Genomic DNA, 26360 nt, shown 5'->3' with positions numbered 1-26360 from the left:
GGGGAACAGGTTCACTTCAGTAGCTGCGCCAACCCCTTCTGAAACCACCGTGACCCGAGTGCTGACGATGAACACAGAATTTCGCAAACCGCTGCCCGGCACTTCGCTGGATTATTTCGACGTTCGCGGGGCCGTGGATGCCATCCGGCCTGGCGCTTACGATGGCCTGCCGTATACCTCCAGGGTGCTGGCGGAAAACCTGGTGCGTCGCTGCGATCCGGCGACGCTGGGCGAGTCGCTGCTGCAACTGATCGAGCGCAAGCGCGATCTGGACTTCCCATGGTTTCCGGCCCGGGTAGTGTGCCATGACATCCTCGGCCAGACCGCCCTGGTAGACCTGGCCGGCCTGCGCGACGCCATTGCCCTGCAGGGCGGCGATCCGGCGCAGGTCAATCCGGTGGTGCCGACCCAGTTGATCGTCGACCACTCCCTGGCGGTGGAAAGCGGCGGGTCCGATCCCCAGGCGTTCGCCAAGAACCGCGCCATTGAAGACCGGCGCAACGAAGACCGCTTTCACTTCATCAACTGGACCAAGAAAGCCTTCAAGAACGTCGACGTGATCCCGCCGGGCAATGGGATCATGCACCAGATCAACCTGGAAAAAATGTCACCGGTGATCCAGCAGCGTGACGGCGTGGCGTTCCCTGATACCTGCGTGGGCACTGACAGCCACACCCCCCACGTCGATTCCTTGGGCGTGATCGCCATTGGCGTTGGCGGCCTGGAAGCCGAAAGCGTGATGTTGGGGCGTGCCTCGTGGATGCGCCTGCCGGAAATCATTGGCGTCGAGCTGACCGGCAAGTTACAACCGGGCATCACCGCCACCGACATGGTGCTGGCGCTGACCGAATTCCTGCGCAAACAAAAAGTCGTCGGTGCCTGGCTGGAGTTTTTCGGTGAAGGCGCCAGCGCCCTGACCTTGGGCGACCGCGCGACCATTTCCAACATGGCCCCGGAATACGGCGCCACGGCGGCGATGTTCTACATCGACCAACAGACTATCGATTACCTGAAGCTCACCGGCCGCGAAGACCAGCAGGTTCAACTGGTCGAGACCTACGCCAAGCAGGCAGGCCTGTGGGCCGACACGCTCAAGGGCGCGCAATACGAGCGCGGCTTGACCTTTGATCTGTCGTCGGTGGTGCGCAACATGGCTGGTCCCAGCAACCCCCACGCCCGCGTCGCGGTGTCGGATCTGGCCGCCAAAGGTATCTCCGGTCAGTGGGACGATGTGCCCGGGCAAATGCCCGACGGCGCGGTGATCATCGCCGCCATCACCAGTTGCACCAACACCAGCAACCCACGCAACGTGATCGCTGCCGGCCTGCTGGCGCGCAACGCCAACCGCCTGGGCCTGACCCGCAAGCCATGGGTCAAGTCGTCCCTGGCGCCGGGGTCGAAAACCGTGGCGCTGTACCTGGATGAAGCCGGTCTGACCAAAGAGCTGGAGCAATTGGGTTTTGGTGTCGTGGCCTTCGCCTGCACCACCTGCAATGGCATGTCCGGTGCGCTGGACCCGCTGATCCAGCAGGAAATCATCGACCGCGACTTGTACGCCACCGCTGTGTTATCGGGCAACCGCAACTTCGATGGGCGCATCCATCCGTACGCCAAACAGGCGTTCCTTGCCTCGCCGCCGCTGGTGGTGGCCTATGCCATCGCCGGGACCATCCGCTTCGACATCGAGAAGGATGTGCTGGGCGTGGTGGACGGTCGCGAGATCCGCCTCAAGGACATCTGGCCGAGCGACGAAGAAATCGATGCGGTGGTCAAGGCCTCGGTGAAGCCGGAGCAGTTCCGTCAGGTGTACATCCCGATGTTCGCCATCCAGGAGGACACCGGGCCAAAAGTGACGCCGTTGTATGACTGGCGCCCGCAAAGCACCTATATCCGTCGCCCGCCGTATTGGGAAGGAGCGCTGGCCGGTGCGCGGCCGCTCAAGGGCATGCGTCCGCTGGCGGTGCTGCCGGACAACATCACCACCGACCACCTGTCGCCGTCCAACGCCATCATGCTCGACAGTGCCGCTGGCGAATACCTGGCGAAAATGGGCCTGCCGGAAGAAGATTTCAACTCTTACGCAACCCATCGGGGCGACCATTTGACCGCCCAGCGTGCGACCTTCGCCAACCCGAAACTGTTCAACGAGATGGTCCAGGAAAACGGCAAGGTCAAGCAGGGTTCTCTGGCCCGGGTCGAGCCGGAAGGCCAGGTCATGCGCATGTGGGAAGCCATCGAAACCTACATGGAGCGCAAGCAGCCGCTGATCATCATCGCCGGTGCCGACTACGGCCAGGGTTCGTCCCGGGACTGGGCGGCCAAGGGCGTGCGCCTGGCCGGTGTCGAGGCGATTGCCGCTGAAGGTTTCGAGCGTATCCACCGCACCAATCTGGTGGGGATGGGGGTGTTGCCGCTGGAGTTCCAGCCGGGCACCGATCGCAAGACCCTGGGCATCGACGGCAGCGAGGTCTATGACGTGATCGGCGAGCGCACCCCGCGTGCGACGCTGACCCTGGTCATCACCCGCAAGAACGGCGAGCGCGTCGAAGTGCCGGTGACCTGCCGTCTCGATACCGCCGAAGAAGTGTCGATCTACGAAGCCGGCGGCGTATTGCAGCGCTTTGCCCAGGACTTCCTGGAATCGGCGGTTGCCGTCTAAATCACAGCTGCGGGCACCCTTGCGGGCCCGCTTGAGGAGCATCATGGCTCACGCACCGCAAATCAGAATCCCCGCCACTTACATGCGTGGTGGCACCAGCAAAGGCGTGTTCTTCAGCTTGCAGGACCTGCCCGAAGCGGCCCGCGTTCCCGGCTCGGTCCGGGATGCTTTGCTGCTGCGGGTGATCGGCAGCCCCGATCCATACGAGAAGCAGATCGATGGCATGGGCGGCGCGACGTCGAGCACCAGTAAGACTGTGATCCTGTCCAAGAGCACCCGAGCCGATCACGATGTCGATTACCTGTTCGGTCAGGTGTCCATCGACAAACCGTTCGTGGACTGGAGCGGCAACTGCGGCAACCTGTCGGCGGCGGTCGGTTCATTCGCCATCAGCAGTGGTTTGGTGGACGCCAGTCGCATCCCACAAAACGGCGTGGCCGTGGTGCGGATCTGGCAAGCCAATATCAGCAAGACCATCATCGCCCATGTGCCGATCACCGACGGCGCGGTGCAGGAAACCGGTGACTTCGAGCTCGACGGCGTGACCTTTCCGGCGGCTGAAGTGCAACTGGAATTCATGGACCCGGCGGCCGAGGAGGAGGGCGGTGGCGGCTCGATGTTTCCCACCGGCAACCTGGTGGACGACCTTGAGGTGCCTGGTGTTGGTACCTTCAAGGCGACCCTGATCAACGCCGGCATCCCGACGATCTTCATCAATGCCCGGGACGTTGGTTATACCGGCACCGAATTGCAGGGCGCCATCAATGGCGATCCCAAGGCCCTGGCTATGTTCGAAACCATCCGTGCCCACGGCGCCTTGCGCATGGGCCTGATTCAGCATCTGGACGAAGCCGCCCAGCGCCAGCACACGCCGAAGGTGGCGTTTGTCGCACCGCCGGCGGACTACATCTCCTCCAGCGGTAAAGCCGTGACGACGCGGGACGTCGACTTGCTGGTGCGAGCACTGTCCATGGGCAAACTGCACCATGCGATGATGGGCACCGCGGCGGTCGCCATCGGCACGGCGGCGGCGATCAGCGGCACGCTGGTGAACCTGGCGGCCGGCGGCATCGACCGCACCGCTGTGCGCTTCGGCCATCCCTCCGGCACCTTGCGCGTCGGCGCCGAGGCCAGCCAGGTCAATGGCGAATGGACCGTGAAAAAAGCCATCATGAGCCGCAGCGCGCGGGTATTGATGGAAGGGTTTGTGCGGGTGCCGGGGGATGTTCTGAACTGACACTTGACCCAGGCAAACCCGTGGTGAACGCGGCGTCTGCGAGCATCCGCGATCAAAACTGTGGGAGCGAGCCTGCTCGCGATAGCGATGGTACAGCCCGCAAAGAGGTTGGATGTGCCGGCCTCATCGCGAGCAGGCTCGCTCCCACAGTGGATTTGTGGTGAGCACAGAATCTGCGAACATCCGCGATTGAACCTGTGGGAGCGAGCCTGCTCGCGATGAGGCCGGCACAGTCAGCATTGATGTCGCCTGATACACCGCTATCGCGAGCAAGCCCGCTCCCACAGGGGCGCGCATTCCTGCAATCAGCCCCCTGTCAACGCGGTGACGACCAGGTCCACATTGCTCTCCAGCTCCGCCACCGGGTCGGCGGCGTCGGTGCTCAGGACCAGTAACTGACTGCCGCCCTCAGTGATGGCTGCTTTCACGGCATCCGCGGGCTGGCGATGATGCAGCACCCGCTTCACATCGTTGTCTTTCAACGTGGCGGTCAATTGCTTGAGGGCTTCGGGTGTCCATTCGGCGTCGGGCCGGGCATCGGTGCTGATCCCGTCCAGATTCAAGCCGCTTATCAAGTAGCCAAAATGCTCGCTCAGGCTGACCACGCTCAGGTTGTCGGCACTGGCCAGGCGTTTTTCACTCTCGGCGCTGAGCTTGAGCAGGCGTTGCTTGAGCGCCGCCAGGTTGGCGTCGATCTTCGGTTTGGCCGTCGGTGCCAGGCGCACCAGGTCGGCGGCGATGACATCGGCCATCCGTCCCAGGTTATGGCTGGCCATCCACGGTTGGCTCGCCAGGCCATCGACCGATCCCGGTTGCACGGCAATGCCGGGCAGGGCGCCGTCCACCGGGCGGGCGGCATCGACTTCGACGATGCGGATATTGCTGCGTCGGGCCATGGGGTACAGCGGATCATCCGGCCACAACGAGCGCAGCCCGATTACTGCGTCGGCATCGCTGGCCAGCTTGCTCAGAGCCGGCGCGCCACGGCCGCTGAAGTAGGCATTCTGGCGCGTCCCGGGCAGATTGGCCGGCGCGGCGCGCTCCAGGCTGACATCGGTGCCCTTGAGCAACGCTTCACCCAAGCCGTAGGTGACCGGCAACGAAGCAAGCAGGCGCACCGGTGTGCCTTCGGCGGCGAAAGAAGGGCTGTTTACCAGACCGCACAGGGCCACGGCCAATGCCAGTTGTCGCAATGAAAGAACCATTTATCCAAGATTCCCTTTGAGGCTGGGGACAACACCCCGGGCAATGGCGGCCAGGGCAAATGCGATGCCGGCCACCAGAATGATCGCGGCACCGGACGGGATCGGCAGGTCGAAGACAATCGGTGCGAGAATCCCGCACAGGGTGCTGACGGTTGCGATCAGCACGGAGCACCAGAAAAAACCTTTCAACGACTGGCTGAGCAGACGCGCCGCAGCCGCCGGAATCACCAGCAAGGCCCCCACCAGAATTGCGCCGATGACCTTTACCGCCGCCACGGTGATCAGCGTCACCAACACCACGAACAGGTAATCCAGCGTCTTGACCGCCACCCCGCGCACCGCCGCCAGTTGCGGATTGAAACTGGCGAGCATGATGCGGTTGTACAGCGGCAACGCCAAAGCCATCACCAGTGAACCGACCACCGCCAGCACCAGCAGGTCATTGCCATTGACCGTCAGCACCGAGCCGAACAGCACGTTTTCCAGAATGTGCACGTTGATCTTGCCCGCCAGGATCAGCAGCAGGCTGGCGCCCAGGGCCAGGGACACCGAGAGGAAAACGCCGATCAGCGTGTCCGGTGCCAGGCCGGTGCGGTTGCGCAGGTAATTGAGCAGGATGCCGAACAGCAGGCAATAGCCGAACAGGCTGCCGTAGGGCCCGGTGTAGGGTTCGCCGAGCAGGATGCCGACCGCCACGCCGGTCAGCGCCGCGTGGCCCACGGCTTCAGAGAAAAACGCGAAGCGCTTGACCACCACCAGGGTGCCGAGGCCACCCAGCACCGGGCCGATCAGCAGCCCGGCCAGCAACGCATTGACCACAAACCCGTAAGCCAGCGCTTCGGGCAGATAGCCGGACGACGCCCAACCCTGGACCATCAAACGAAAGGCTTCGTAACTCATCAGGCGGCGCTCCCGTTCGGGCGTGGATGGGTGGAAAACAGCGTCAGCAAGCGCTCCGGCGTCAGGGTCTGACGCGGCGGGCCATCGAACAGCACGCGGCGGTTCAGGCCGGTGACGCGGTCAGCCAGGCGCCCGACGGCTTCCAGGTCATGTTCGATCCACAGCACCGTGATGCCGGCCTGGCGCCAGTCTCGCAGCAGGTGTTCAAACACCTGGATGCCGGCCTCGTCCAGCGCCGACATCGGTTCATCCAGCACCAGCAGTTGCGGCGCAGGAATCAGCCCCTGGGCCAACAACACCCGCTGGCGTTCACCGCCGGACAGCGCGCCCATGCGACGCTTGCGTTTGTCCTGCATGCCGACCCGTTCCAGGGCCTGGCCGATAGCGCCGACGTAATGCTTGCTCAGGCCGAGAAAGGCCGGCCGGCGTTGGCACATCGCTGCCATGAAATCATCCACGGTCATAGGCAGGCCGCGGTCGAATTCCAAGGCTTGGGGCACATAGCCGATGACACCGGGCTCACCCGGCCATTGCAGGCTCAAGCGTCCCTGGTGGGGCATCTGCCCGAGCAAGGTCTTGATCAGCGAACTCTTGCCTCCGCCGTTCGGACCCACCAGCGCATGAATGCTGCCCGGCTGCACCTGGAAGGCCACGGCGTCGAGAATCGTGGTGCGGCCCAGGTTCAGGCTGACATCGTCGAACTCGATCAAGGGGCCGACGTGTTGCAAGGTGAGCGTTTCCTGGACAGTCATGCGCCGGACTCCTGAATGGCCCGGACCACGGTGTCGAGGTTGCCGGTCATTTCCTTTTCGTACTTCTCAGCGCTGTAGTCGCCGTAGGAAATGTGCGAGAGCGGGTACAGTTTCACCCCCGACTCACGCTGGATGGTGTCGACGTAGGTGGACGGAAAGTCCATCTCCGAGAAGATCACTTTCACGTCCAGTTCGCGCAGTTGGTCGATGGTCTTCTTCAACTGGCTCGGGCTTGGCTCGATGCCATGGGCCGGCTCGACCACGGCGGTGACCTCCAGGCCGAATTCGCGCAGCAGGTAATCGTAGGCGGCGTGGACCGTGGCGACCCGCAACTCGGCATTGGGGGCCTGGGTCAACTTTGCCAGGGCCGCGGCACGCATTTGTCGCAGACGCTTGCCATAGGCGCGGGCGTTCTGGGTGTATGCCTTGGCGTTGTCCGGATCAAGCTTGCCCAGCTCCCGGGCGATGTTATTGACCTGGGCAATGGAGGCGCTGATGGACAGGAAGGTATGCGGGTTCACGACCTTGCCGGCGCCCCGGGCGGCGATCCCGGTGGCAGCCAGCAGCGGTACGTTTTCATTGGCTTCGATCACGTTCACGTTCGGGGTTTCGCTGGCGGCGATCATCCGGTCGGCGAAATCGTCATGACCCACACCGTTGAGCACGATCACATCGAGCCCACTGATGCGCTTGATGTCCTCGGCACGAGGTTCGTAGGCGTGGGGGTTGAAGCCGGCCGGGATCAGCGGCACCACTTCGGCCTTGTCGCCGACGATGTTGGCCACGTAGCTGTAATAAGGATGCAGGGTGATGCCAATACGCAGGCGCTTGGCCGCTTCGGCGCTGGCCAGTGGTGTGAACAGACAGGCGAGCAGGCCGATCAGCAGGCCCAGCAAAGGGCGGCGTTGGAATGCAATAGACATGGGCAAACGGTCTTCTCTCGAATGAGGACGTGGGGTCAGTGCCGGTGCTGGCGGGTTACGCCGGCGTCGAACTGCGCGACGATCTGCTTCCAGCCGGCGGCGGACAAAGCGGTGTCGTCCAGATCGCTGGAGACGGCGACGCTGTTGCCGCGATTGAGCCAGATGTCCGGGACGGCGTCGGATGCTTCGCCGATGCGCATCAGAAATGAACCGGCGACGGATGGATTTGCACTGGCGCCGAAGTAGGCCCGGTTCTCCACCTGCCGCCAGACATGTCCGCCTCGGCTGACGGAACTGGCGTCCTGAGCGAACGGGGCAAAGCCCTCTTCGGCCAGGATTTGCGGGGTGGGCAGGGACTGTTGCTCTTCGCGTAGCAGACGGATCTCATCCAGGGTCACCCGCAGGTCGGCATAGATGCCTTGCTCGGCAGCGCTGAGATCGCGGCGGGCGTCAACTTGATGGGCAGGCACCTCGCTGACGTCATGGGTTTCGCCGTGCCAGGCCACCACCGATCCGGCCACCAGAATGATGATCAGGCACAGCAGCAACACATACAGGGTTTCATGGCCGGCGCCGGCGGGACGGATCACTTGGGTGGTGGGATTGCTCATGGGGCCTCGATATCGGCTTGGTCGATTTCCACCACGTGGCCGGGGCCGGCGTCGAAGAGTACGTAGAACTCGGCGTTGGGCTTCTTGAATGTCAGCGTCGAATCGGCGCCGAGCTTGCCCGGCACCAGGATGGTTTCGTCGTAGCCGATCACATCCAGGGTCACGCCGGGCGCGCCACTGCCGTCGGAAAAACCGCCGGTGCACTGGATCTGCTCAGCGTCGATGGCCTTGCATTCACACATCGGGTTATGGGCCAGGGCGTTGCTGCTGGCACCTGCGCAGAGCAGCAGCACCAGGCTGTTGAGATAGCCGCGGGCAGTCATGGTTGGGCTCCTTGGGTTTTCAGCCAGGCGATGGTGGCCGGCGAGGCCTGGCTCAGGGGTATGGAAGCCTGGTGCATCGAGCCGTCCCAGCCTTCAAGGGTGATCCACAGTTCGGCGTCGAGCCGGGTCTTTTGCGGCACCGGCAACAAGGCGCCCATGCGATAGGGCGAGCCGAAGAAAATCACCCCGGCGGCCCGCAGGCTGCGAGGTTTGCCGATACGCAGATAAGTAGCCTTGACCTGGCTGATGCAGCTTTGGCACAGCGCGGCGTTGAAGTGCTTCATATGGCCTGCCGGTCCATCGAGACGTGGCGCTTCGTCGCGAAACTCTGCAAGGCGCAGGCTCCAGGGGCCGACCTGGACTTCACCGACCTCCCGCTCACCCAGCCCGGCATCGCCGCGGAACAACGCGGCTTCGGAGAAGTACTTGGGCATGAAACCCAGTGGGATCAGCAATAGCAGCACGTTGAGGTGAAAGCGCCATTTTTGCCAGAACACACTTAGACGTGATGGCGGCGCGGTGGTGGTGGACGGGGTCACAGGTTGCCCTCCGGCGATTCACGGTGAATGGACGGCTGCAACAACGGCGCAGTTCGAGCTTCCCGGGAAGGTTTTTGGCTGCGCTTGAAGGCATTCGCGGTAGCCAGGGCGGTGCGTTTGGTCCAGATCAGCAGTCCGCTGAGGACCATCATGCTCATGATCAAACCGAAGAAGAACCAGATGAGCTTGATCCAGAGGCCGCCGAAGTCCCCGGTGTGCAACGGACGCATGGATTCGGTGACGAATTCCAGCGCTGTGCGGTCCGACAGCAGTCGCGAGGCGGCGACCTCACCGTTATAAGGATTGATGGTGGCGGTCTGGAACATCAGCGGATACCAACCGCGTCCACCGATTTCCAAGTGGCTGTAAGCGTTGCCGGGCAGGCTGACGAAGCTGGTTTCCAGGCCAGGGATTTGTTGGCGGGCGATTTCAATCGCGCGGTCCAGGTTCAGTTGTGATGGCGCGGTACCGTCGGCTGACAGCGGGACACTTTCACGTGATACCACCGGAATGACCGGTGCGCTGGAAATGGAAATCTGGTTGTCCGACAGCAACGCCTCGATCAGGAACCAGGTGCCGGTAATGGAAATGACCGCGATGAACCAGATCGACCAGATGCCGCTGAGCCTGTGGAAATCGCCCCAGAAAATGCGTGCGCCGTGGCGGATCCGCAGGGTCGGACGGAAAAAACCCTTCCAGAAACGCTTGTAGACCACCAGCCCGGTCACCAGGGATGCCAGCAGCGGCAGGCCGAGGAGTGACACCAGGTACCATCCCCAGCTGTAACCATTGGTGAACGGTACCAGCCACCAGCCATGCAGGGCACGGGTAAAACCTCTGAAATTGAACGTCGGCGCCGAGCCCTGGACGATGCCGCTGTATGGGTTGACGTAGATCTTGTCGGGGCGCCCGTCGGGGTAGGTCACGCCGACCTCCAGGGCAAAATGCGACTCATCCGGGCGTACGATGCTCTGCACCTGGGTTTGCGGCTGGGCTTGCTTGATGGCGGCGACGACCTGGTCGTAGCTGAGCAGCGCTGCGTCGTCCGAGGGTTTGCTGGCGCGCATCTCGGGATTGACCAGCCAGACGATCTCCTGGCTGACCACCGCCAGCGTGCCGGTGACGCAAACGATGAGGACGAAAAACCAGATGGGCAGTGCCAGCCAGCTATGAACCAGAAACCAGAGTTTGGAGCGGGATTTCTTCGACATGGTTTGAACGTCTTGATTCGATGAAAGGCTCGGTATTACGGGCTTCGTAATCCCCTGAACCCTGAAAAGCCGGTCGTGGCTTTTGCCGACGCGACCTGCTGCATCTAATTAAGACGAACGAGCAATGGAAATCCTGAAGCGAAAGATGAAAGAAAATGTTTCGCGTTTGCGAACCGGATGTATTTCCCATCCTGGCTCCAGCAAATCGGCTGGGCGGAAATGTAAAAAAACTGCGGCAAGGGGATGGGGCCCCTCGCCACAAGAGCAGGTTGGCCGTCAGCCCTGCTGTTGAAACATCTCCCTGGCCCGCTGTTCAATCTGTTCCTGAGTCAGATCCTCCTTGTGCGTAGCCAGAAACCACACATGCCCAAAGGGGTCTTTCAAGGTGCCGCTGCGATCACCATAGAACTGATCCTTGACCTCGGAAATCACCGTGCCACCAGCGGCAATCGCTTGGGCGAATGCTTTGTCCACATCTTCGACATAGAGATGCAGGCCTACCGGCACCGATTGTTCGGGGTTACGCAACGGCCCTTGATCACAAGGCGTGCCGAGCATGATCGGGCAATCGCCAATCCGCAGCTCGGCATGACCGACGCCCCCGTCCGGCATGTCCAGGCGCATGACCTCGGTGGCATTGAAGGCTTTTTTGTAGAACTCGATGGCTTCAGCGGCTTTTTGAATGCCCAGGTAGGGCGTGATGCTATGGAAACCTTCAGGAATGGCTTTGACACCCATGACGTTTCTCCTTGTTGTTATGGGGAGGCGAAGAGGGCCTCGCCGATTTGCGCCCATCCACTATAGGACAGCGACTTGGGGGCGGCGCATGACCCGACGAACGTTTCACGGCGTGTCCAGCAGATGCGCTCCCGGCCCGCGCTTGCCCAACACATCGCCCTGGTTACGCAGCGGGCAACCTTCCATCGACAGGCAGCCGCAACCGATGCAGCCGTTGAGTCGATCGCGCAGCGCCATCAAGTGGTTGATGCGCTGATCCAGCTCGCGGCTCCACTGGGCTGAGAGGATCTTCCAGTCGTTCGCCGTTGGGGCGCGGTCGTCGGGCAAGGTTTTCAAGGCGCTGCCGATTTCGGCCAACGGAATGCCAAGGCCTTGGGCGACCTTGATCAGCGCCACACGTCGCAACACTTCCCGTGGATAGCGGCGTTGGTTGCCCTGGTTACGATTACTTTTGATCAGCCCCTTGGATTCATAGAAGTGCAGGGCGGTGACGGCCACGCCACTGCGGGTGGCCACTTGGCCGACGGTGAGTTCCTTGTGGACGTTTATCTGTGTCATCGCCTGCATTCTCTGCTTGACCTTGAGTTAACTAGAGGTTTTACCCTGCACGCCATCGGACCGCAAGATCCGCCCTACGTACAGCGAGGACCTTTCATGCAATCACCAAGGAACAATCAGAGTTTTACCCAGTTGATGGAGTTCGACATCGAACCTCAATGGCAACAGGCGCTGGTGACGGCCCTGTCAGAGCAGACCGAGCGGCTGGCCCGGGGGCATGCAGGATTTCTGAGTGCCAGTATCCAGGTCAGCGAGGACGGACGACGGGTTCTCAACTATTTGCATTGGCAAAACCGCGAGGCGGGCGAAGCCGCGTTTCAGAGTTTCGAGCGTGGTGAGCAGGATTTCTGGCGGCTGATCCAGGCCCACAGGGCCAAGGCCGTGACATTCGGCTCGTTCCAGGTGTTGCGCAACATCGAACGCAGTGCCGACAACGCCCTGCATTGCCAGTTGGTCGGTTAAGCGCAGCGGACGATCCGAGCCAGCAATACCCACTATCAAACGGGTTGATTTCTGCCGCGTGAAGGCGGCGGGTAGCCTTTGTTCATCGCCCCACTTCAGAACATTGGATACTTGCCATGAATCGGACTTTTGCTGTTTTGCTGCTGTTAACGGCCACTGTGTTGAGCGGCTGCGCCTCTTCGTCGCCGGAGTTGCGCCCCTACACCGCCGAAGAAACCCGTGAACTGGCCCTTGAAGCCTTGAATCGCCGGGGCCTGTCGTTTGAGGAATATCACGCGAAAAAAGCCGAGTTGCTCGGTCCTTCGCAGAAAAACGTGGGTTTCGACGACCAGGGGCAAATGAGCGCCGAGCGAGCCATGAAGCGGTCTGGGCGGCCGAGCTGAGGACTGTACTGCTCGAAGTTTTGCCTAACTGTCCATGGGTTTGGCTCAGGACGTGGGGTAGGGTCATGACTTGACTGACCGTCCCATTGGATATGCCTGCCATGACCCTTTCGCTTGACCTGTTGCTGGGCTTCGCCCTGTTTGCCCTGGTGACCTCGATCACCCCCGGTCCCAACAACACCATGTTGCTGGCCTCGGGCGTCAATTTCGGTTTCAACCGCACGATTCCTCACATGCTGGGCATCACCTGCGGCTTCTTTTCCCTGGTGCTGGCGGTGGGGCTTGGCCTGGGCGCGGTGTTCCAGACCTACCCTCTGCTCTACACCGTACTGCGCTATGTAGGTGCGACCTACCTGTTGTACCTGGCGTGGAAAATCGCCCACTCCGGGCCGGTCTCTGAAAACCGGCCAGGGGACAGCACGCCCATCAGCTATTGGGGCGCGGCGGCGTTTCAGTGGGTCAATCCCAAGGCCTGGATCATGGCCATCGGCGCCATCAGCACCTACACGCCGCTTCAAGGTTATTTCTTCAATGTGCTGGTTATCGCTGCGGTGTTTGCCCTGATCAACCTGCCGAGCGTGAGCCTGTGGGTGGTGTGCGGCAGCCTGTTACGCAATCTTTTGCGTGATCGTCGCTGGCTGCGCCTGTTCAACTGGGGGATGGCGCTGTTACTGGTCGCCTCGTTGTATCCGTTGCTGCTCGAAAGCATCGGCTAAGGGCTGAGCTTGGGGCGGATGCCTGTTAAGCTCGCTGATCAGTCGCTGTGGTTGATATCCAGAGCCCTTGGTGCAAGCGAACAACACTATTTTACGAGCAGGAGAAACGATGAGTACCGAGCCTTTGACCCATGGACTGGTTCCCCAGCGCCTGGCCCGAATCCGCCAATTGATGAATCGCGAAGGCATTCACGCATTGCTGGTGCCATCGGCCGACCCGCATCTGTCGGAATACCTGCCGGGCTATTGGCAAGGACGGCAATGGCTGTCGGGGTTTCATGGCTCGGTTGGGACTCTGATCGTCACGGCGGACTTCGCGGGCGTCTGGGCGGACAGCCGTTATTGGGAGCAGGCCACCAAGGAGCTTGAAGGCAGCGGTATTGAACTGGTCAAGCTCATTCCCGGTCAGGCTGGCCCGCTGGATTGGCTGGCCGAACAGACGCCTGAAGGCGCAGCGGTGGCGGTTGATGGCGCGGTCATGGCTGTGGCCTCGGCCCGGACCCTGAGCGACAAGCTTCAGGCACGCGGGGCGCGGTTGCGCACCGACATGGATCTGCTCAAGGAGGCCTGGAGCGACCGCCCAAGCCTGCCGAGCCAACCGGTTTATGCCCATCTGCCGCCGCAGGCGACCGTCAGCCGGGTCGAGAAACTCGCCAAGCTGCGGGAAACCCTCAAGGAGCGCGGTGCCCAGTGGCATTTCATCGCCACGCTGGATGACATCGCCTGGCTGTTCAACTTGCGCGGTGCGGATGTGTCGTTCAACCCGGTATTCGTTTCCTTTGCCTTGATCAGCCAGCAACAGGCAACGCTGTTCGTGGCCCTGGATAAGGTCGATGCGTCGCTGCGTGCCGTTCTTGAACAGGACGGCGTGACCCTGCGTGATTACAGCGAAGCGGCGGCCGCATTACGGGAAGTGCCCAGTGGCGCGAGCCTGCAGATCGATCCGGCGCGGGTCACGGTCGGTTTGCTGGATAATCTGGACAGTGGCGTGAAGCTGGTCGAGGGACTCAACCCTACGACGCTGGCCAAGTCTCGCAAAAGCCTGGCCGACGCCGAGCACATTCGTCGGGCCATGGAGCAGGACGGTGCGGCGCTTTGCGAGTTCTTTGCCTGGCTGGAAAGCGCCTGGGGTCGCGAGCGCATTACCGAACTGACCATCGATGAGCACCTGACCGCCGCCCGTACACGCCGGCCGGAATTTGTCTCACTGAGCTTCAATACCATTGCCGCGTTCAACGCCAACGGCGCGATGCCCCATTACCACGCCACGGAGCAAGCCCACGCGGTCATCGAGGGCGATGGCTTGCTGCTGATCGATTCTGGCGGCCAATACCTGGGTGGTACCACCGATATCACCCGTATGGTGCCAGTCGGAACGCCTACCGTGGAGCAGAAGCGGGATTGCACTCGCGTGCTCAAGGGCGTGATTGCCTTGTCTCGCGCCAAATTTCCACGGGGCATTCTGTCGCCCTTGCTGGACGCCATCGCTCGCGCGCCGATCTGGGCCGAGCAGGTGGACTACGGTCATGGCACTGGCCACGGCGTCGGTTACTTTCTCAACGTTCATGAAGGCCCGCAGGTGATTGCCTATCAGGCCGCCGCCGCGCCGCAAACAGCGATGCAGGCGGGCATGATCACCTCTATCGAACCGGGCACTTATCGTCCGGGCCGTTGGGGGGTACGCATCGAGAACCTGGTGTTGAATCGCGAGGCGGGGAGCAGCGAGTTCGGCGACTTCCTCGAGTTCGAAACCCTGACCCTGTGCCCGATCGACACGCGTTGCCTGGAGCCGTCCTTGCTGACCCAGGACGAAAAAGACTGGTTCAACGCCTACCATGCCGAGGTTCAGCGTCGATTGAGCCCGTTGCTGGAAGGCGACGCGCTGCAATGGCTGAACACGCGGACGCAGGCGATCTGACGTAAGGCATCAGCCCAGGGCTTCACGGACGAAGTCCAGCCGATCCTGGCCGAAGAACAGCTCGTCGCCGACGAACATGCTCGGGGCGCCGAACACGCCCCGTTTAATCGCTTCTTCGGTGGTGATCTTGAGTGCTTCCTTGACCTGCTCGTTGCTCGTCAGGGCCAGCACATGATCGGGATCAAAATGGCCCTGGTTCAACACCTCCGCGACTGTTGCCGAGTCGTTGAGATTGCGGCCGTCCACCCACAGGGCGCGAAACAGGCAATCGATGAAGGCCTCGAATCGTTCGGGATGGTGCAGTTGCATGCCGGTCACGGCGCGCATCAGTAACAGCGTATTGATCGGGAAGTGCGGATTGAGCTTGAAGTCAACGCCGTAGCGGTTGGCGAAGCGATTCAAATCCTTGAATAGATAAGGCCCCTTGGCCGGCACGGTAACCGGTGACGCATTGCCGGTCGCCTTGAAGACGCCGCCAAGCAGCATCGGACGGTAGATCAACTGACTGTTGGTTTGCGCGCACAGGGTCGGTAGTTGGGTATAGGCCAGGTAGGTGGTCGGGCTGCCGAGGTCGAAGAAAAACTCCACGGATTTGCTCATGGTATCTGCGCTCTTGTTATTGTGAGGGGGGCGGTTTACCAGCGTTCGCTCCAGGGCCGCAGGTCCAGCTCGAAGGTCCAGGCGTCGCGGGGTTGGGCGTGCAGATACCAATAGTTGTCGGCGATGTGTTCGGGATTGAGAATGCCGTCCGCATCCTTGGTTGCATATTTTTCCGGAAAGTTATCGCGAATGAAGTCGGTGTCGATGGCGCCGTCCACCACCACATGGGCCACATGAATATTCATCGGCCCCAGTTCACGGGCCATGCTTTGGGCCAATGCGCGAATGCCATGTTTGGCCCCTGCGAAGGCGGCGAACCCTGAAGCCCCGCGCAGTCCCGCCGTGGCCCCGGTGAACAGAATCGTTCCGCGCTGGCGCGAGGCCATGCGTTTGGCCACTTCCCGAGCATTGAGGAAACCGGAAAAACAGGCCATCTCCCAAATCTTGAAATATTTTCGCGCGGTCTCTTCAAGGATGCTGCAGGGCACGTTGGCGCCGATGTTGAATACAAAGGCTTCAATCGGACCGATCTGGCTTTCGATTTGCTCGATCAGCGCGATCACCTCGTCTTCCTTGCGCGCGTCACAGGCAAAACCATGAGCATCACCGCCCTGAGCCCGAATTGAATCGACCAATGGCGCGAGTTTGTCAGCGCTGCGGCGGGTAACACAGGCCACGAAACCTTCCTGCGCAAAACGTTTGGCTATTGCGCCTCCGGTGGCATCGCCTGCGCCAACAACCAGTACGACCTTCTTGTTATTCATGATTAGCCTCATTGGTAAACGATCGTTAGCTAAACGGACGTTATGCTAAGATCCGGCAAGCGTCAAGGTGGGCAATCAGAGGCCAGATATATGCGTTATTCAGCCAATCACAAATTGGAGACCCGAGAGAAACTGCTCGCCAGCAGTGCCATGTCCGCCAAGAAATCGGGGTTTTCCACTGTCGGTGTCGATGGCCTGATGAAGGCGATCGGCTTGAGCGGCGGGGCGTTCTACAGTCACTTCTCATCCAAGGATGAGCTTTTCAAGGCGATCGTCGAGCGAGAGTTGGCGCAAAGCCTGGAGCGCTTGAGCGGTGAGAAGGTTCTGGACTCACAAAAACTGGAGCGATGTCTCAAGCAGTACCTGAGCATGAGCCACGTCGAACAGCCGGAGGCGGGGTGTGCGCTGCCGGTGCTGGGCGCTGAGATCGCGCGGTCCGACGTGCAGGTGAGGGAGGCGGCGCAAACATGGATCTGTCGTTTGCATGGAAGCTGGGCGCGGATATTGGGAAGCGAAAGCCTGGCCTGGGCCATTCTGTCGCAATGCGTGGGCGCGTTGGTTGTCGCCCGCATGCTGGCCACGCCAGAGGTCCAGCGTGATGTCCTCAAGTCCAGTCATGATGAGATCAGTCGTCGAATAGCCCAGCAGCGGCCGGACTGACCCGCTGCCTATTTACAGATGACGATCATGCTGCGACTGGTATAGCCGGCGGGGTTGAGTCCGAAAGGATAATCCCCCGGCTCCTCGACAGCGTCGCCCGACTTTGCGATCACCCTGTAACCTTTGGGGGCGCATGAGTTGGCGGCGCTGGCGGCGCATTGTTCCCAGGACGAGGACAAGCCGGAGCAGTTGATGTGCAAACCCTTTTTACCGCGTTTGACTTCAGTCTTTGTTGTCGCTGCGCAGCCCGCAATTGCAAGCACAACGATCAATATCAAAATTCGTTTCATTCCCGTCCTTATCACCGCCGCGGATCTTATGTCTGCTTGCGATTGTGTTCGCTTTTGCTTTAAGCGTTCGTGACGTCCTGTATGAAAATTCCATGTCTGACATTAGGTTACGGGCTAAACATGGCCTAAATGTGCGGTAAATACCAGAGCTTCGTTAAATCCTGCCTCAATCAACCGCGATGGCGGGCTTCGCGGCGCTACCCATCGTCAGCGTTGCGCCGACTGACGCCAGGATGATGCAGCCAATGGCGGCCCATTGAGCCAGGGATAAGTATTCCTGAAGAAACACCAGTCCTGAGAGCGCACCGAAGGCGGGTTCTATGCTCATGAGTGTGCCGAAAGTACGGGCTGGCATCCGTGTGAGGGAGATCATCTCCAGCGTGTAGGGCAGGGCAGTGGACAGAATGGCGACGCCAATGGCGATCGGAATCAGGCTCGGCGTCAGTAATGCGGCCCCTGCGTGGACGATACCGATGGGCGCGACGAAGAGGGCCGCGATCATTACCCCCAGTGCGGCGGTTTGCACGCCGTTGTCCGCGCCAGCCTTCTGGCCAAACAGGATGTACAGTGCCCAGCAGAATCCCGCACCCAGGGCATAACCGGCGCCGACCAGGTCAATACCGCTGCTGGTGGCTCCAGTGGGTATCAATAGAAGCAGGCCGGTGATCGCCAGGGCAATCCAGAGAAAATCGATGGCTCGCCGCGAAGCGTAAATGGCAACCGCCAGAGGACCGGTAAATTCCAGTGCCACGGCAATTCCCAGCGGAACCGTTTGCAGCGACATATAGAAAAGAAAGTTCATGCCGCCCAACGCCATCCCGTAAACGATCACGGTGCGCAGGGATTGAGCTGAGAGTTTGGCGCGCCATGGTCGCAGCAACAACAGCATGATGAGGCTGGCAAAGATAAGCCGCAGCGTCGTGGTGCCCTGTGCGCCCACAACCGGGAACATGCTTTTGGCAAGTGAAGCTCCCGACTGGATGGATGCCATGGCAATCAATAGAAGGGCGACCGGGTAAAGAGTGGTTGCCAGGCTGCGATGTGGGAGAGTCATTGCTAAGCGTCGTCCAAGATAAAAGCGGGGGGGAAGGCTGGTTTGCGCAATATACTGCGCAATCGCAGCGATTCCGTCTATATATAAGGAGGATTTCAGCGAGGTGCTTCTGGCTGGATAGAAAAATCAAATTAAGGGAAATTCTGGAGGTCTATAATTCGCCCCACTTCCGGCGCAGTCGAAGCGGAAAACTCCTTGAGTTTCAATGAGTTAAACGATTTTAGGCGGCGCAGGGCTTCAGGTCATCGAAGCTTGGGAAGCAGTTGGTGGGGCGGTTTTCCTGGCTCCGTTAACGGTTCGATCTTCTCGATCGAAAGCGGTCAAAAAGAGGTGTTGACAGCAGCGAGTAACGCTGTAGAATTCGCCTCCCGCTAACGAGAGATCGGAAGCGCAAGTGGTTGAAGTTGCAGAGGAAACTTTGAAAACTTCTTAAAATAACCGCTTGACAGATACACGGGGCGCTGTAGAATGCGCGCCTCGGTTGAGACGAAAGGCTCAACCCACCGCTCTTTAACAACTGAATCAAGCAATTCGTGTGGGTGCTTGTGGAGTCAGACTGCTAGTCAACAGATTATCAGCATCACAAGTTACTCCGCGAGAAATCAAAGATGTAACCAACGATTGCTGAGCCAAGTTTAGGGTTTTCTCAAAACCCAAAGATGTTTGAACTGAAGAGTTTGATCATGGCTCAGATTGAACGCTGGCGGCAGGCCTAACACATGCAAGTCGAGCGGTAGAGAGGTGCTTGCACCTCTTGAGAGCGGCGGACGGGTGAGTAAAGCCTAGGAATCTGCCTGGTAGTGGGGGATAACGCTCGGAAACGGACGCTAATACCGCATACGTCCTACGGGAGAAAGCAGGGGACCTTCGGGCCTTGCGCTATCAGATGAGCCTAGGTCGGATTAGCTAGTTGGTGAGGTAATGGCTCACCAAGGCGACGATCCGTAACTGGTCTGAGAGGATGATCAGTCACACTGGAACTGAGACACGGTCCAGACTCCTACGGGAGGCAGCAGTGGGGAATATTGGACAATGGGCGAAAGCCTGATCCAGCCATGCCGCGTGTGTGAAGAAGGTCTTCGGATTGTAAAGCACTTTAAGTTGGGAGGAAGGGCATTAACCTAATACGTTAGTGTTTTGACGTTACCGACAGAATAAGCACCGGCTAACTCTGTGCCAGCAGCCGCGGTAATACAGAGGGTGCAAGCGTTAATCGGAATTACTGGGCGTAAAGCGCGCGTAGGTGGTTCGTTAAGTTGGATGTGAAATCCCCGGGCTCAACCTGGGAACTGCATTCAAAACTGTCGAGCTAGAGTATGGTAGAGGGTGGTGGAATTTCCTGTGTAGCGGTGAAATGCGTAGATATAGGAAGGAACACCAGTGGCGAAGGCGACCACCTGGACTGATACTGACACTGAGGTGCGAAAGCGTGGGGAGCAAACAGGATTAGATACCCTGGTAGTCCACGCCGTAAACGATGTCAACTAGCCGTTGGGAGCCTTGAGCTCTTAGTGGCGCAGCTAACGCATTAAGTTGACCGCCTGGGGAGTACGGCCGCAAGGTTAAAACTCAAATGAATTGACGGGGGCCCGCACAAGCGGTGGAGCATGTGGTTTAATTCGAAGCAACGCGAAGAACCTTACCAGGCCTTGACATCCAATGAACTTTCCAGAGATGGATTGGTGCCTTCGGGAACATTGAGACAGGTGCTGCATGGCTGTCGTCAGCTCGTGTCGTGAGATGTTGGGTTAAGTCCCGTAACGAGCGCAACCCTTGTCCTTAGTTACCAGCACGTAATGGTGGGCACTCTAAGGAGACTGCCGGTGACAAACCGGAGGAAGGTGGGGATGACGTCAAGTCATCATGGCCCTTACGGCCTGGGCTACACACGTGCTACAATGGTCGGTACAGAGGGTTGCCAAGCCGCGAGGTGGAGCTAATCCCACAAAACCGATCGTAGTCCGGATCGCAGTCTGCAACTCGACTGCGTGAAGTCGGAATCGCTAGTAATCGCGAATCAGAATGTCGCGGTGAATACGTTCCCGGGCCTTGTACACACCGCCCGTCACACCATGGGAGTGGGTTGCACCAGAAGTAGCTAGTCTAACCTTCGGGGGGACGGTTACCACGGTGTGATTCATGACTGGGGTGAAGTCGTAACAAGGTAGCCGTAGGGGAACCTGCGGCTGGATCACCTCCTTAATCGACGACCGCAGCTGCTTCATGAGCTCCCACACGAATTGCTTGATTCATTGAAGAAGACGATAGAAGCAGCTTTAAGCTCCAAGCTGATAGCTCAACGCTAACAGTTACGCGCTCGAAATTGGGTCTGTAGCTCAGTTGGTTAGAGCGCACCCCTGATAAGGGTGAGGTCGGCAGTTCGAATCTGCCCAGACCCACCAATTTTGTTATGGGGCCATAGCTCAGCTGGGAGAGCGCCTGCCTTGCACGCAGGAGGTCAGCGGTTCGATCCCGCTTGGCTCCACCATAAACTGCTTCTGAAAGCTTAGAAATGAGCATTCCATCGATGTGATGGTGAATGTTGATTTCTAGTCTTTTGATTAGATCGTTCTTTAAAAATTTGGGTATGTGATAGAAAGATAGACTGGACGTTACTTTCACTGGTAACGGATCAGGCTAAGGTAAAATTTGTGAGTGCTCTTTGAGCATGCGAATTTTCGGCGAATGTCGTCTTCACAGTATAACCAGATTGCTTGGGGTTATATGGTCAAGTGAAGAAGCGCATACGGTGGATGCCTTGGCAGTCAGAGGCGATGAAAGACGTGGTAGCCTGCGAAAAGCTTCGGGGAGTCGGCAAACAGACTTTGATCCGGAGATGTCTGAATGGGGGAACCCAGCCATCATAAGATGGTTATCTTGTACTGAATACATAGGTGCAAGAGGCGAACCAGGGGAACTGAAACATCTAAGTACCCTGAGGAAAAGAAATCAACCGAGATTCCCTTAGTAGTGGCGAGCGAACGGGGACTAGCCCTTAAGTGGCTTTGAGATTAGCGGAACGCTCTGGAAAGTGCGGCCATAGTGGGTGATAGCCCTGTACGCGAAAATCTCTTAGTCATGAAATCGAGTAGGACGGAGCACGAGAAACTTTGTCTGAATATGGGGGGACCATCCTCCAAGGCTAAATACTACTGACTGACCGATAGTGAACTAGTACCGTGAGGGAAAGGCGAAAAGAACCCCGGAGAGGGGAGTGAAATAGATCCTGAAACCGTATGCGTACAAGCAGTGGGAGCCCACTTTGTTGGGTGACTGCGTACCTTTTGTATAATGGGTCAGCGACTTATTTTCAGTGGCGAGCTTAACCGAATAGGGGAGGCGTAGCGAAAGCGAGTCTTAATAGGGCGTCTAGTCGCTGGGAATAGACCCGAAACCGGGCGATCTATCCATGGGCAGGTTGAAGGTTGGGTAACACTAACTGGAGGACCGAACCGACTACCGTTGAAAAGTTAGCGGATGACCTGTGGATCGGAGTGAAAGGCTAATCAAGCTCGGAGATAGCTGGTTCTCCTCGAAAGCTATTTAGGTAGCGCCTCATGTATCACTGTAGGGGGTAGAGCACTGTTTCGGCTAGGGGGTCATCCCGACTTACCAAACCGATGCAAACTCCGAATACCTACAAGTGCCGAGCATGGGAGACACACGGCGGGTGCTAACGTCCGTCGTGAAAAGGGAAACAACCCAGACCGTCAGCTAAGGTCCCAAAGTTATGGTTAAGTGGGAAACGATGTGGGAAGGCTTAGACAGCTAGGAGGTTGGCTTAGAAGCAGCCACCCTTTAAAGAAAGCGTAATAGCTCACTAGTCGAGTCGGCCTGCGCGGAAGATGTAACGGGGCTCAAACCATACACCGAAGCTACGGGTATCACTTAGGTGATGCGGTAGAGGAGCGTTCTGTAAGCCTGTGAAGGTGAGTTGAGAAGCTTGCTGGAGGTATCAGAAGTGCGAATGCTGACATGAGTAACGACAATGGGTGTGAAAAACACCCACGCCGAAAGACCAAGGTTTCCTGCGCAACGTTAATCGACGCAGGGTTAGTCGGTCCCTAAGGCGAGGCTGAAAAGCGTAGTCGATGGAAAACAGGTTAATATTCCTGTACTTCTGGTTATTGCGATGGAGGGACGGAGAAGGCTAGGCCAGCTTGGCGTTGGTTGTCCAAGTTTAAGGTGGTAGGCTGAGATCTTAGGTAAATCCGGGATCTTAAGGCCGAGAGCTGATGACGAGTTACCCTTTGGGTGACGAAGTGGTTGATGCCATGCTTCCAAGAAAAGCTTCTAAGCTTCAGGTAACCAGGAACCGTACCCCAAACCGACACAGGTGGTTGGGTAGAGAATACCAAGGCGCTTGAGAGAACTCGGGTGAAGGAACTAGGCAAAATGGCACCGTAACTTCGGGAGAAGGTGCGCCGGTGAGGGTGAAGCACTTGCTGCGTAAGCCCACGCCGGTCGAAGATACCAGGCCGCTGCGACTGTTTATTAAAAACACAGCACTCTGCAAACACGAAAGTGGACGTATAGGGTGTGACGCCTGCCCGGTGCCGGAAGGTTAATTGATGGGGTTAGCTAACGCGAAGCTCTTGATCGAAGCCCCGGTAAACGGCGGCCGTAACTATAACGGTCCTAAGGTAGCGAAATTCCTTGTCGGGTAAGTTCCGACCTGCACGAATGGCGTAACGATGGCGGCGCTGTCTCCACCCGAGACTCAGTGAAATTGAAATCGCTGTGAAGATGCAGTGTATCCGCGGCTAGACGGAAAGACCCCGTGAACCTTTACTATAGCTTTGCACTGGACTTTGAATTTGCTTGTGTAGGATAGGTGGGAGGCTTTGAAGCGTGGACGCCAGTTCGCGTGGAGCCATCCTTGAAATACCACCCTGGCAACTTTGAGGTTCTAACTCAGGTCCGTTATCCGGATCGAGGACAGTGTATGGTGGGTAGTTTGACTGGGGCGGTCTCCTCCTAAAGAGTAACGGAGGAGTACGAAGGTGCGCTCAGACCGGTCGGAAATCGGTCGTAGAGTATAAAGGCAAAAGCGCGCTTGACTGCGAGACAGACACGTCGAGCAGGTACGAAAGTAGGTCTTAGTGATCCGGTGGTTCTGTATGGAAGGGCCATCGCTCAACGGATAAAAGGTACTCCGGGGATAACAGGCTGATACCGCCCAAGAGTTCATATCGACGGCGGTGTTTGGCACCTCGATGTCGGCTCATCACATCCTGGGGCTGAAGCCGGTCCCAAGGGTATGGCTGTTCGCCATTTAAAGTGGTACGCGAGCTGGGTTTAGAACGTCGTGAGACAGTTCGGTCCCTATCTGCCGTGGACGTTTGAGATTTGAGAGGGGCTGCTCCTAGTACGAGAGGACCGGAGTGGACGAACCTCTGGTGTTCCGGTTGTCACGCCAGTGGCATTGCCGGGTAGCTATGTTCGGAAAAGATAACCGCTGAAAGCATCTAAGCGGGAAACTTGCCTCAAGATGAGATCTCACTGGGACCTTGAGTCCCCTGAAGGGCCGTCGAAGACTACGACGTTGATAGGTGGGGTGTGTAAGCGCTGTGAGGCGTTGAGCTAACCCATACTAATTGCCCGTGAGGCTTGACCATATAACACCCAAGCAATTTGCTGACCCGATACAGGGCACCAGATTGCGGTGTGTGAAGACGCTATGAACCGAAAGTTCGCACAACACACAAACCTATCGCATACCCATTTGCTGGAACGTGACCGCAAGGCACGCGCTGGCTACCGAATTTCTTGACGACCATAGAGCATTGGAACCACCTGATCCCATCCCGAACTCAGCAGTGAAACGATGCATCGCCGATGGTAGTGTGGGGTTTCCCCATGTGAGAGTAGGTCATCGTCAAGATTAAATTCCGAAACCCCTATCTGCTGATGCAGGTAGGGGTTTTGTTTTTGTGCCGAAAAAAAGGATGACTTGAAGAGGTCATCCTTTTTTTTGCATCAATGATTAAGCCCCTGGGACCGGGCAGCTCAGATCACCTTCTTCGCACTTGAGGTAGGTCTTGAACGTCTCGACCCGGGCCTTGGTTACGGCTGTGGTGCAATTGCTGTGGACCAGCGGATAGACGCTACCCCCTACGACTCCGGACGCAGAAAAATTGCATTCGGCGTCACGGAAGCTGATCCAGGCCCGCTGTGCCTTGACCAGTAGCTGCTTGGCCTGCGGGTCATCTTTAAGGCGTGCAGTGATCTGCTTGTACAGACTGTTCAGCTCGTCGTCAGCGGCTTTGTTCTCTTGGGCTGCGCACTGGTTCATTGCTCCCTGGGTGCTAGCATTGGCGCAGTCATCGGCTTGGACAATACTGATAAAAAGCAGCGGCGTCAGGCCCAGAAACAAGCGTGGGAACATGGTCGATCTCTCCTTGATGGGATTTCTAAATGCCGAAGGAGTGTACCCAAACGCTGGGTCGATACAACTTTCTGGTTGGCCTCGTGGTCTTACAGGCCTAGGGTTGAACACAGGAGGTGACTCATGCATTCATCTGATCGCATCGAAAGAAAAATTCTGCTCAAGGCGCCGCGCTCTCAGGTCTGGCGGGCCTTGGCCAATGCCGAAGCCTTCGGTCAATGGTTCGGCGTCGCGCTTGAAGGCAGACGATTTGTCGCGGGCGAGCGTACCCAGGGGCAGATCACCTATCCTGGTTATGAACACCTTATCTGGGACGTTGCGGTAGAGCGGGTCGAGCCGGAGCGGGTTTTTTCGTTTCGCTGGCATCCGTACGCCATTGAACCGCAGGTGGACTACTCTCAGGAACCCGAAACGAGGGTTCAGTTCGAACTTGAAGACATGGATGGCGGCACCTTGCTCAAAGTGGTGGAGTCGGGCTTTAACGGTATCCCGGAGGCGCGTCGGCTTAAGGCTTTTCGTATGGACAGCCGTGGTTGGGACGAGCAGATGGCGAATATCGAAGCATTCCTGGCCAAGGCCTGATCCTCAGTGCCCGTGCATCTAAGGGTTTACGGAAGGGCTGCTATAGCGAATGTCTTACACGCCATGGTTGCTATATCGTCTGTTGCGCTTTGGATCCGATGCGTAATCTGTACTCAACCACTGAAGCACAGGGAGTGCTTCAGGATCAGGGACGATCGACCTTGCAAGGATGGCTATCGACAGGGAGTCGTGATGGTCTTGGAAAAACCCGCCTCGGCGGGTTTTTTTTCGTCTGCAGAAAAGCCGACCTATCAAGCCAGGCGTCGCGCCATGGTGCGATCCGAACCGTCAGCGGCAAGTGCCTGCCCAGGTGTGCGGTCGGAACCATCAGCGGCAAGTGCCTGCCCAGGTGTGCGGTCGGAACCATCAGCGGCAAGTGCCTGCCCAGGTGTGCGGTCGGAACCATCAGCGGCAAGTGCCTGCCCAGGTGTGCGGTCGGAACCATCAGCGGCAAGTGCCTGCCCAGGTGTGCGGTCGGAACCATCAGCGGCAAGTGCCTGCCCAGGTGTGCGGTCGGAACCATCAGCGGCAAGTGCCTGCCCAGGTGTGCGGTCGGAACCATCAGCGGCAAGTGCCTGCCCAGGTGTGCGGTCGGAACCATCAGCGGCAAGTGCCTGCCCAGGTGTGCGGTCCGAACCATCAGCGGCAAGAGTCTGCCCAGGCGTGCGGTCCGAACCATCAGCGGCCACAGGCTGCTGATATCCGAGCGTTTGCGTAAAGAAACGGTCCTGCTGCTGGCTGGGCAGGGCAAAGGCACTGACGCTCAGGACGAAAGTGGTAACGGCGATCAAGGAACTGAAAGTTTTCATGGCGATGACTCCGGTCATATCAAAAGGGGTTGAGTGCCGGGTCGTTCAGATGTCGCGATCTGCTGAACCCGTTGCAGC

The 26360-nt window shown here is 58.8% G+C and carries 24 protein-coding genes, 2 tRNA genes and 3 rRNA genes; 13 read left to right on the top strand and 16 right to left on the bottom strand.

Going from position 1 to position 26360, the window contains the following annotated elements; genetic code table 11:
• The first annotated feature begins 67 nt into the window (after positions 1 to 67).
• A complete protein-coding gene (gene acnD, locus AC3I65_RS18000; protein ID WP_488524047.1) occupies positions 68 to 2659 on the top strand; it encodes a Fe/S-dependent 2-methylisocitrate dehydratase AcnD in 2592 nt (863 codons plus the stop codon).
• A gap of 43 nt (positions 2660 to 2702) precedes the next feature.
• Positions 2703 to 3896, top strand: coding sequence for a 2-methylaconitate cis-trans isomerase PrpF (gene prpF / locus AC3I65_RS17995; protein WP_160893033.1), 1194 nt, complete (start codon positions 2703 to 2705; stop codon positions 3894 to 3896).
• A gap of 305 nt (positions 3897 to 4201) precedes the next feature.
• On the opposite strand, the gene AC3I65_RS17990 is transcribed toward prpF, so the two are convergent.
• From AC3I65_RS17990 to soxR, 10 genes are all read right to left on the bottom strand, one after another.
• Positions 4202 to 5101: a metal ABC transporter solute-binding protein, Zn/Mn family gene (locus AC3I65_RS17990; protein WP_160893031.1), complete on the bottom strand. Its 900-nt coding sequence runs from the start codon at positions 5099 to 5101 to the stop codon at positions 4202 to 4204.
• Entirely contained in the window at positions 5102 to 6001 is a 900-nt protein-coding gene (locus AC3I65_RS17985) for a metal ABC transporter permease (protein ID WP_047228283.1), read from the bottom strand. It abuts the gene before it with no gap.
• The gene (locus tag AC3I65_RS17980) at positions 6001 to 6753 is read right to left on the bottom strand and encodes a metal ABC transporter ATP-binding protein (RefSeq protein WP_047228284.1); all 753 of its coding nucleotides are present in this window, start codon (positions 6751 to 6753) and stop codon (positions 6001 to 6003) included. The genes AC3I65_RS17985 and AC3I65_RS17980 overlap by 1 nt, the downstream gene beginning before the upstream one ends.
• Positions 6750 to 7676 carry a metal ABC transporter substrate-binding protein gene (locus AC3I65_RS17975; protein WP_047228285.1) on the bottom strand — a complete coding sequence of 309 codons (927 nt, stop codon included), beginning with the start codon at positions 7674 to 7676 and terminating at the stop codon, positions 6750 to 6752. The genes AC3I65_RS17980 and AC3I65_RS17975 overlap by 4 nt, the downstream gene beginning before the upstream one ends.
• A gap of 35 nt (positions 7677 to 7711) precedes the next feature.
• Positions 7712 to 8287: a DUF6162 family protein gene (locus AC3I65_RS17970; protein WP_047228286.1), complete on the bottom strand. Its 576-nt coding sequence runs from the start codon at positions 8285 to 8287 to the stop codon at positions 7712 to 7714.
• Positions 8284 to 8610, bottom strand: coding sequence for a hypothetical protein (locus tag AC3I65_RS17965; RefSeq protein WP_076383865.1), 327 nt, complete (start codon positions 8608 to 8610; stop codon positions 8284 to 8286). Before AC3I65_RS17965 ends, AC3I65_RS17970 begins: the two co-directional genes overlap by 4 nt.
• The gene (locus tag AC3I65_RS17960; protein ID WP_076383866.1) at positions 8607 to 9149 is read right to left on the bottom strand and encodes a thiamine pyrophosphate-binding protein; all 543 of its coding nucleotides are present in this window, start codon (positions 9147 to 9149) and stop codon (positions 8607 to 8609) included. Before AC3I65_RS17960 ends, AC3I65_RS17965 begins: the two co-directional genes overlap by 4 nt.
• Positions 9146 to 10360 (bottom strand): PepSY-associated TM helix domain-containing protein, encoded by a 1215-nt coding sequence (locus tag AC3I65_RS17955; RefSeq protein WP_076383867.1) that lies wholly within the window; start codon positions 10358 to 10360, stop codon positions 9146 to 9148. Before AC3I65_RS17955 ends, AC3I65_RS17960 begins: the two co-directional genes overlap by 4 nt.
• Before the next feature lie 276 nt (positions 10361 to 10636).
• Complete coding sequence (locus AC3I65_RS17950; protein WP_047228290.1) at positions 10637 to 11098, bottom strand: VOC family protein; 462 nt, start codon at positions 11096 to 11098, stop codon at positions 10637 to 10639.
• A 105-nt stretch (positions 11099 to 11203) separates the two neighbouring features.
• Positions 11204 to 11656 carry a redox-sensitive transcriptional activator SoxR gene (gene soxR, locus AC3I65_RS17945; RefSeq protein ID WP_488524046.1) on the bottom strand — a complete coding sequence of 151 codons (453 nt, stop codon included), beginning with the start codon at positions 11654 to 11656 and terminating at the stop codon, positions 11204 to 11206.
• A 96-nt stretch (positions 11657 to 11752) separates the two neighbouring features.
• On the opposite strand from soxR, the gene AC3I65_RS17940 reads away from it, so the two are divergent.
• From AC3I65_RS17940 to AC3I65_RS17925, 4 genes are all read left to right on the top strand, one after another.
• A complete protein-coding gene (locus tag AC3I65_RS17940; RefSeq protein ID WP_047228291.1) occupies positions 11753 to 12118 on the top strand; it encodes an antibiotic biosynthesis monooxygenase in 366 nt (121 codons plus the stop codon).
• Between the two features lie 116 nt (positions 12119 to 12234).
• Positions 12235 to 12501 carry a hypothetical protein gene (locus tag AC3I65_RS17935; RefSeq protein ID WP_047228292.1) on the top strand — a complete coding sequence of 89 codons (267 nt, stop codon included), beginning with the start codon at positions 12235 to 12237 and terminating at the stop codon, positions 12499 to 12501.
• Positions 12502 to 12602: 101 nt separating this feature from the next.
• Positions 12603 to 13217: a LysE family translocator gene (locus AC3I65_RS17930; protein ID WP_076383868.1), complete on the top strand. Its 615-nt coding sequence runs from the start codon at positions 12603 to 12605 to the stop codon at positions 13215 to 13217.
• Between the two features lie 109 nt (positions 13218 to 13326).
• Positions 13327 to 15135, top strand: coding sequence for an aminopeptidase P family protein (locus AC3I65_RS17925; RefSeq protein ID WP_047228294.1), 1809 nt, complete (start codon positions 13327 to 13329; stop codon positions 15133 to 15135).
• 9 nt (positions 15136 to 15144) lie between these two features.
• Here the strand turns inward: AC3I65_RS17925 and AC3I65_RS17920 are convergent, their stop codons facing one another.
• Positions 15145 to 15735, bottom strand: a complete 591-nt coding sequence (locus tag AC3I65_RS17920; protein ID WP_047228295.1) for a 2-hydroxychromene-2-carboxylate isomerase — start codon at positions 15733 to 15735, stop codon at positions 15145 to 15147.
• Positions 15736 to 15770: 35 nt separating this feature from the next.
• On the bottom strand, positions 15771 to 16499 hold the full coding sequence (locus AC3I65_RS17915; RefSeq protein ID WP_281459965.1) for an SDR family oxidoreductase: 729 nt from the start codon (positions 16497 to 16499) through the stop codon (positions 15771 to 15773).
• 90 nt (positions 16500 to 16589) lie between these two features.
• On the opposite strand from AC3I65_RS17915, the gene AC3I65_RS17910 reads away from it, so the two are divergent.
• Positions 16590 to 17159, top strand: a complete 570-nt coding sequence (locus AC3I65_RS17910) for a TetR/AcrR family transcriptional regulator (protein WP_488524045.1) — start codon at positions 16590 to 16592, stop codon at positions 17157 to 17159.
• 8 nt (positions 17160 to 17167) lie between these two features.
• Here AC3I65_RS17910 and AC3I65_RS17905 read toward each other — a convergent pair whose 3' ends face one another.
• Entirely contained in the window at positions 17168 to 17449 is a 282-nt protein-coding gene (locus AC3I65_RS17905) for a hypothetical protein (RefSeq protein WP_047228298.1), read from the bottom strand.
• 166 nt (positions 17450 to 17615) lie between these two features.
• Positions 17616 to 18503, bottom strand: coding sequence for a threonine/homoserine exporter RhtA (gene rhtA / locus AC3I65_RS17900; protein WP_076383873.1), 888 nt, complete (start codon positions 18501 to 18503; stop codon positions 17616 to 17618).
• 665 nt (positions 18504 to 19168) lie between these two features.
• Between rhtA and AC3I65_RS17895 the strand changes: the two genes are divergently transcribed.
• From AC3I65_RS17895 to rrf, 5 genes are all read left to right on the top strand, one after another.
• Positions 19169 to 20705, top strand: a 16S ribosomal RNA gene (locus AC3I65_RS17895).
• A gap of 123 nt (positions 20706 to 20828) precedes the next feature.
• Positions 20829 to 20905: transfer RNA gene (locus AC3I65_RS17890), tRNA-Ile, on the top strand.
• Positions 20906 to 20915: 10 nt separating this feature from the next.
• Positions 20916 to 20991, top strand: a tRNA-Ala gene (locus AC3I65_RS17885).
• A gap of 238 nt (positions 20992 to 21229) precedes the next feature.
• A 23S ribosomal RNA gene (locus AC3I65_RS17880) occupies positions 21230 to 24121 on the top strand.
• A 150-nt stretch (positions 24122 to 24271) separates the two neighbouring features.
• Positions 24272 to 24387 (top strand): 5S ribosomal RNA (gene rrf / locus AC3I65_RS17875).
• Together the 16S, 23S and 5S rRNA genes with 2 tRNA genes alongside form the textbook arrangement of a ribosomal RNA operon.
• Positions 24388 to 24489: 102 nt before the next feature.
• Here rrf and AC3I65_RS17870 read toward each other — a convergent pair.
• On the bottom strand, positions 24490 to 24891 hold the full coding sequence (locus tag AC3I65_RS17870) for a lysozyme inhibitor LprI family protein (RefSeq protein WP_488524044.1): 402 nt from the start codon (positions 24889 to 24891) through the stop codon (positions 24490 to 24492).
• A 123-nt stretch (positions 24892 to 25014) separates the two neighbouring features.
• Here AC3I65_RS17870 and AC3I65_RS17865 point away from each other — a divergent pair, with 123 nt between their 5' ends.
• The gene (locus tag AC3I65_RS17865; RefSeq protein ID WP_047230567.1) at positions 25015 to 25473 is read left to right on the top strand and encodes an SRPBCC family protein; all 459 of its coding nucleotides are present in this window, start codon (positions 25015 to 25017) and stop codon (positions 25471 to 25473) included.
• Between the two features lie 251 nt (positions 25474 to 25724).
• On the opposite strand, the gene AC3I65_RS17860 is transcribed toward AC3I65_RS17865, so the two are convergent.
• Complete coding sequence (locus AC3I65_RS17860) at positions 25725 to 26282, bottom strand: hypothetical protein (RefSeq protein WP_488524043.1); 558 nt, start codon at positions 26280 to 26282, stop codon at positions 25725 to 25727.
• Positions 26283 to 26360: the final 78 nt, after the last annotated feature.

This window comes from Pseudomonas sp. N-1-13 (assembly GCF_057787095.1).
This window is presented reverse-complemented; position numbering and strand designations above follow the sequence as displayed.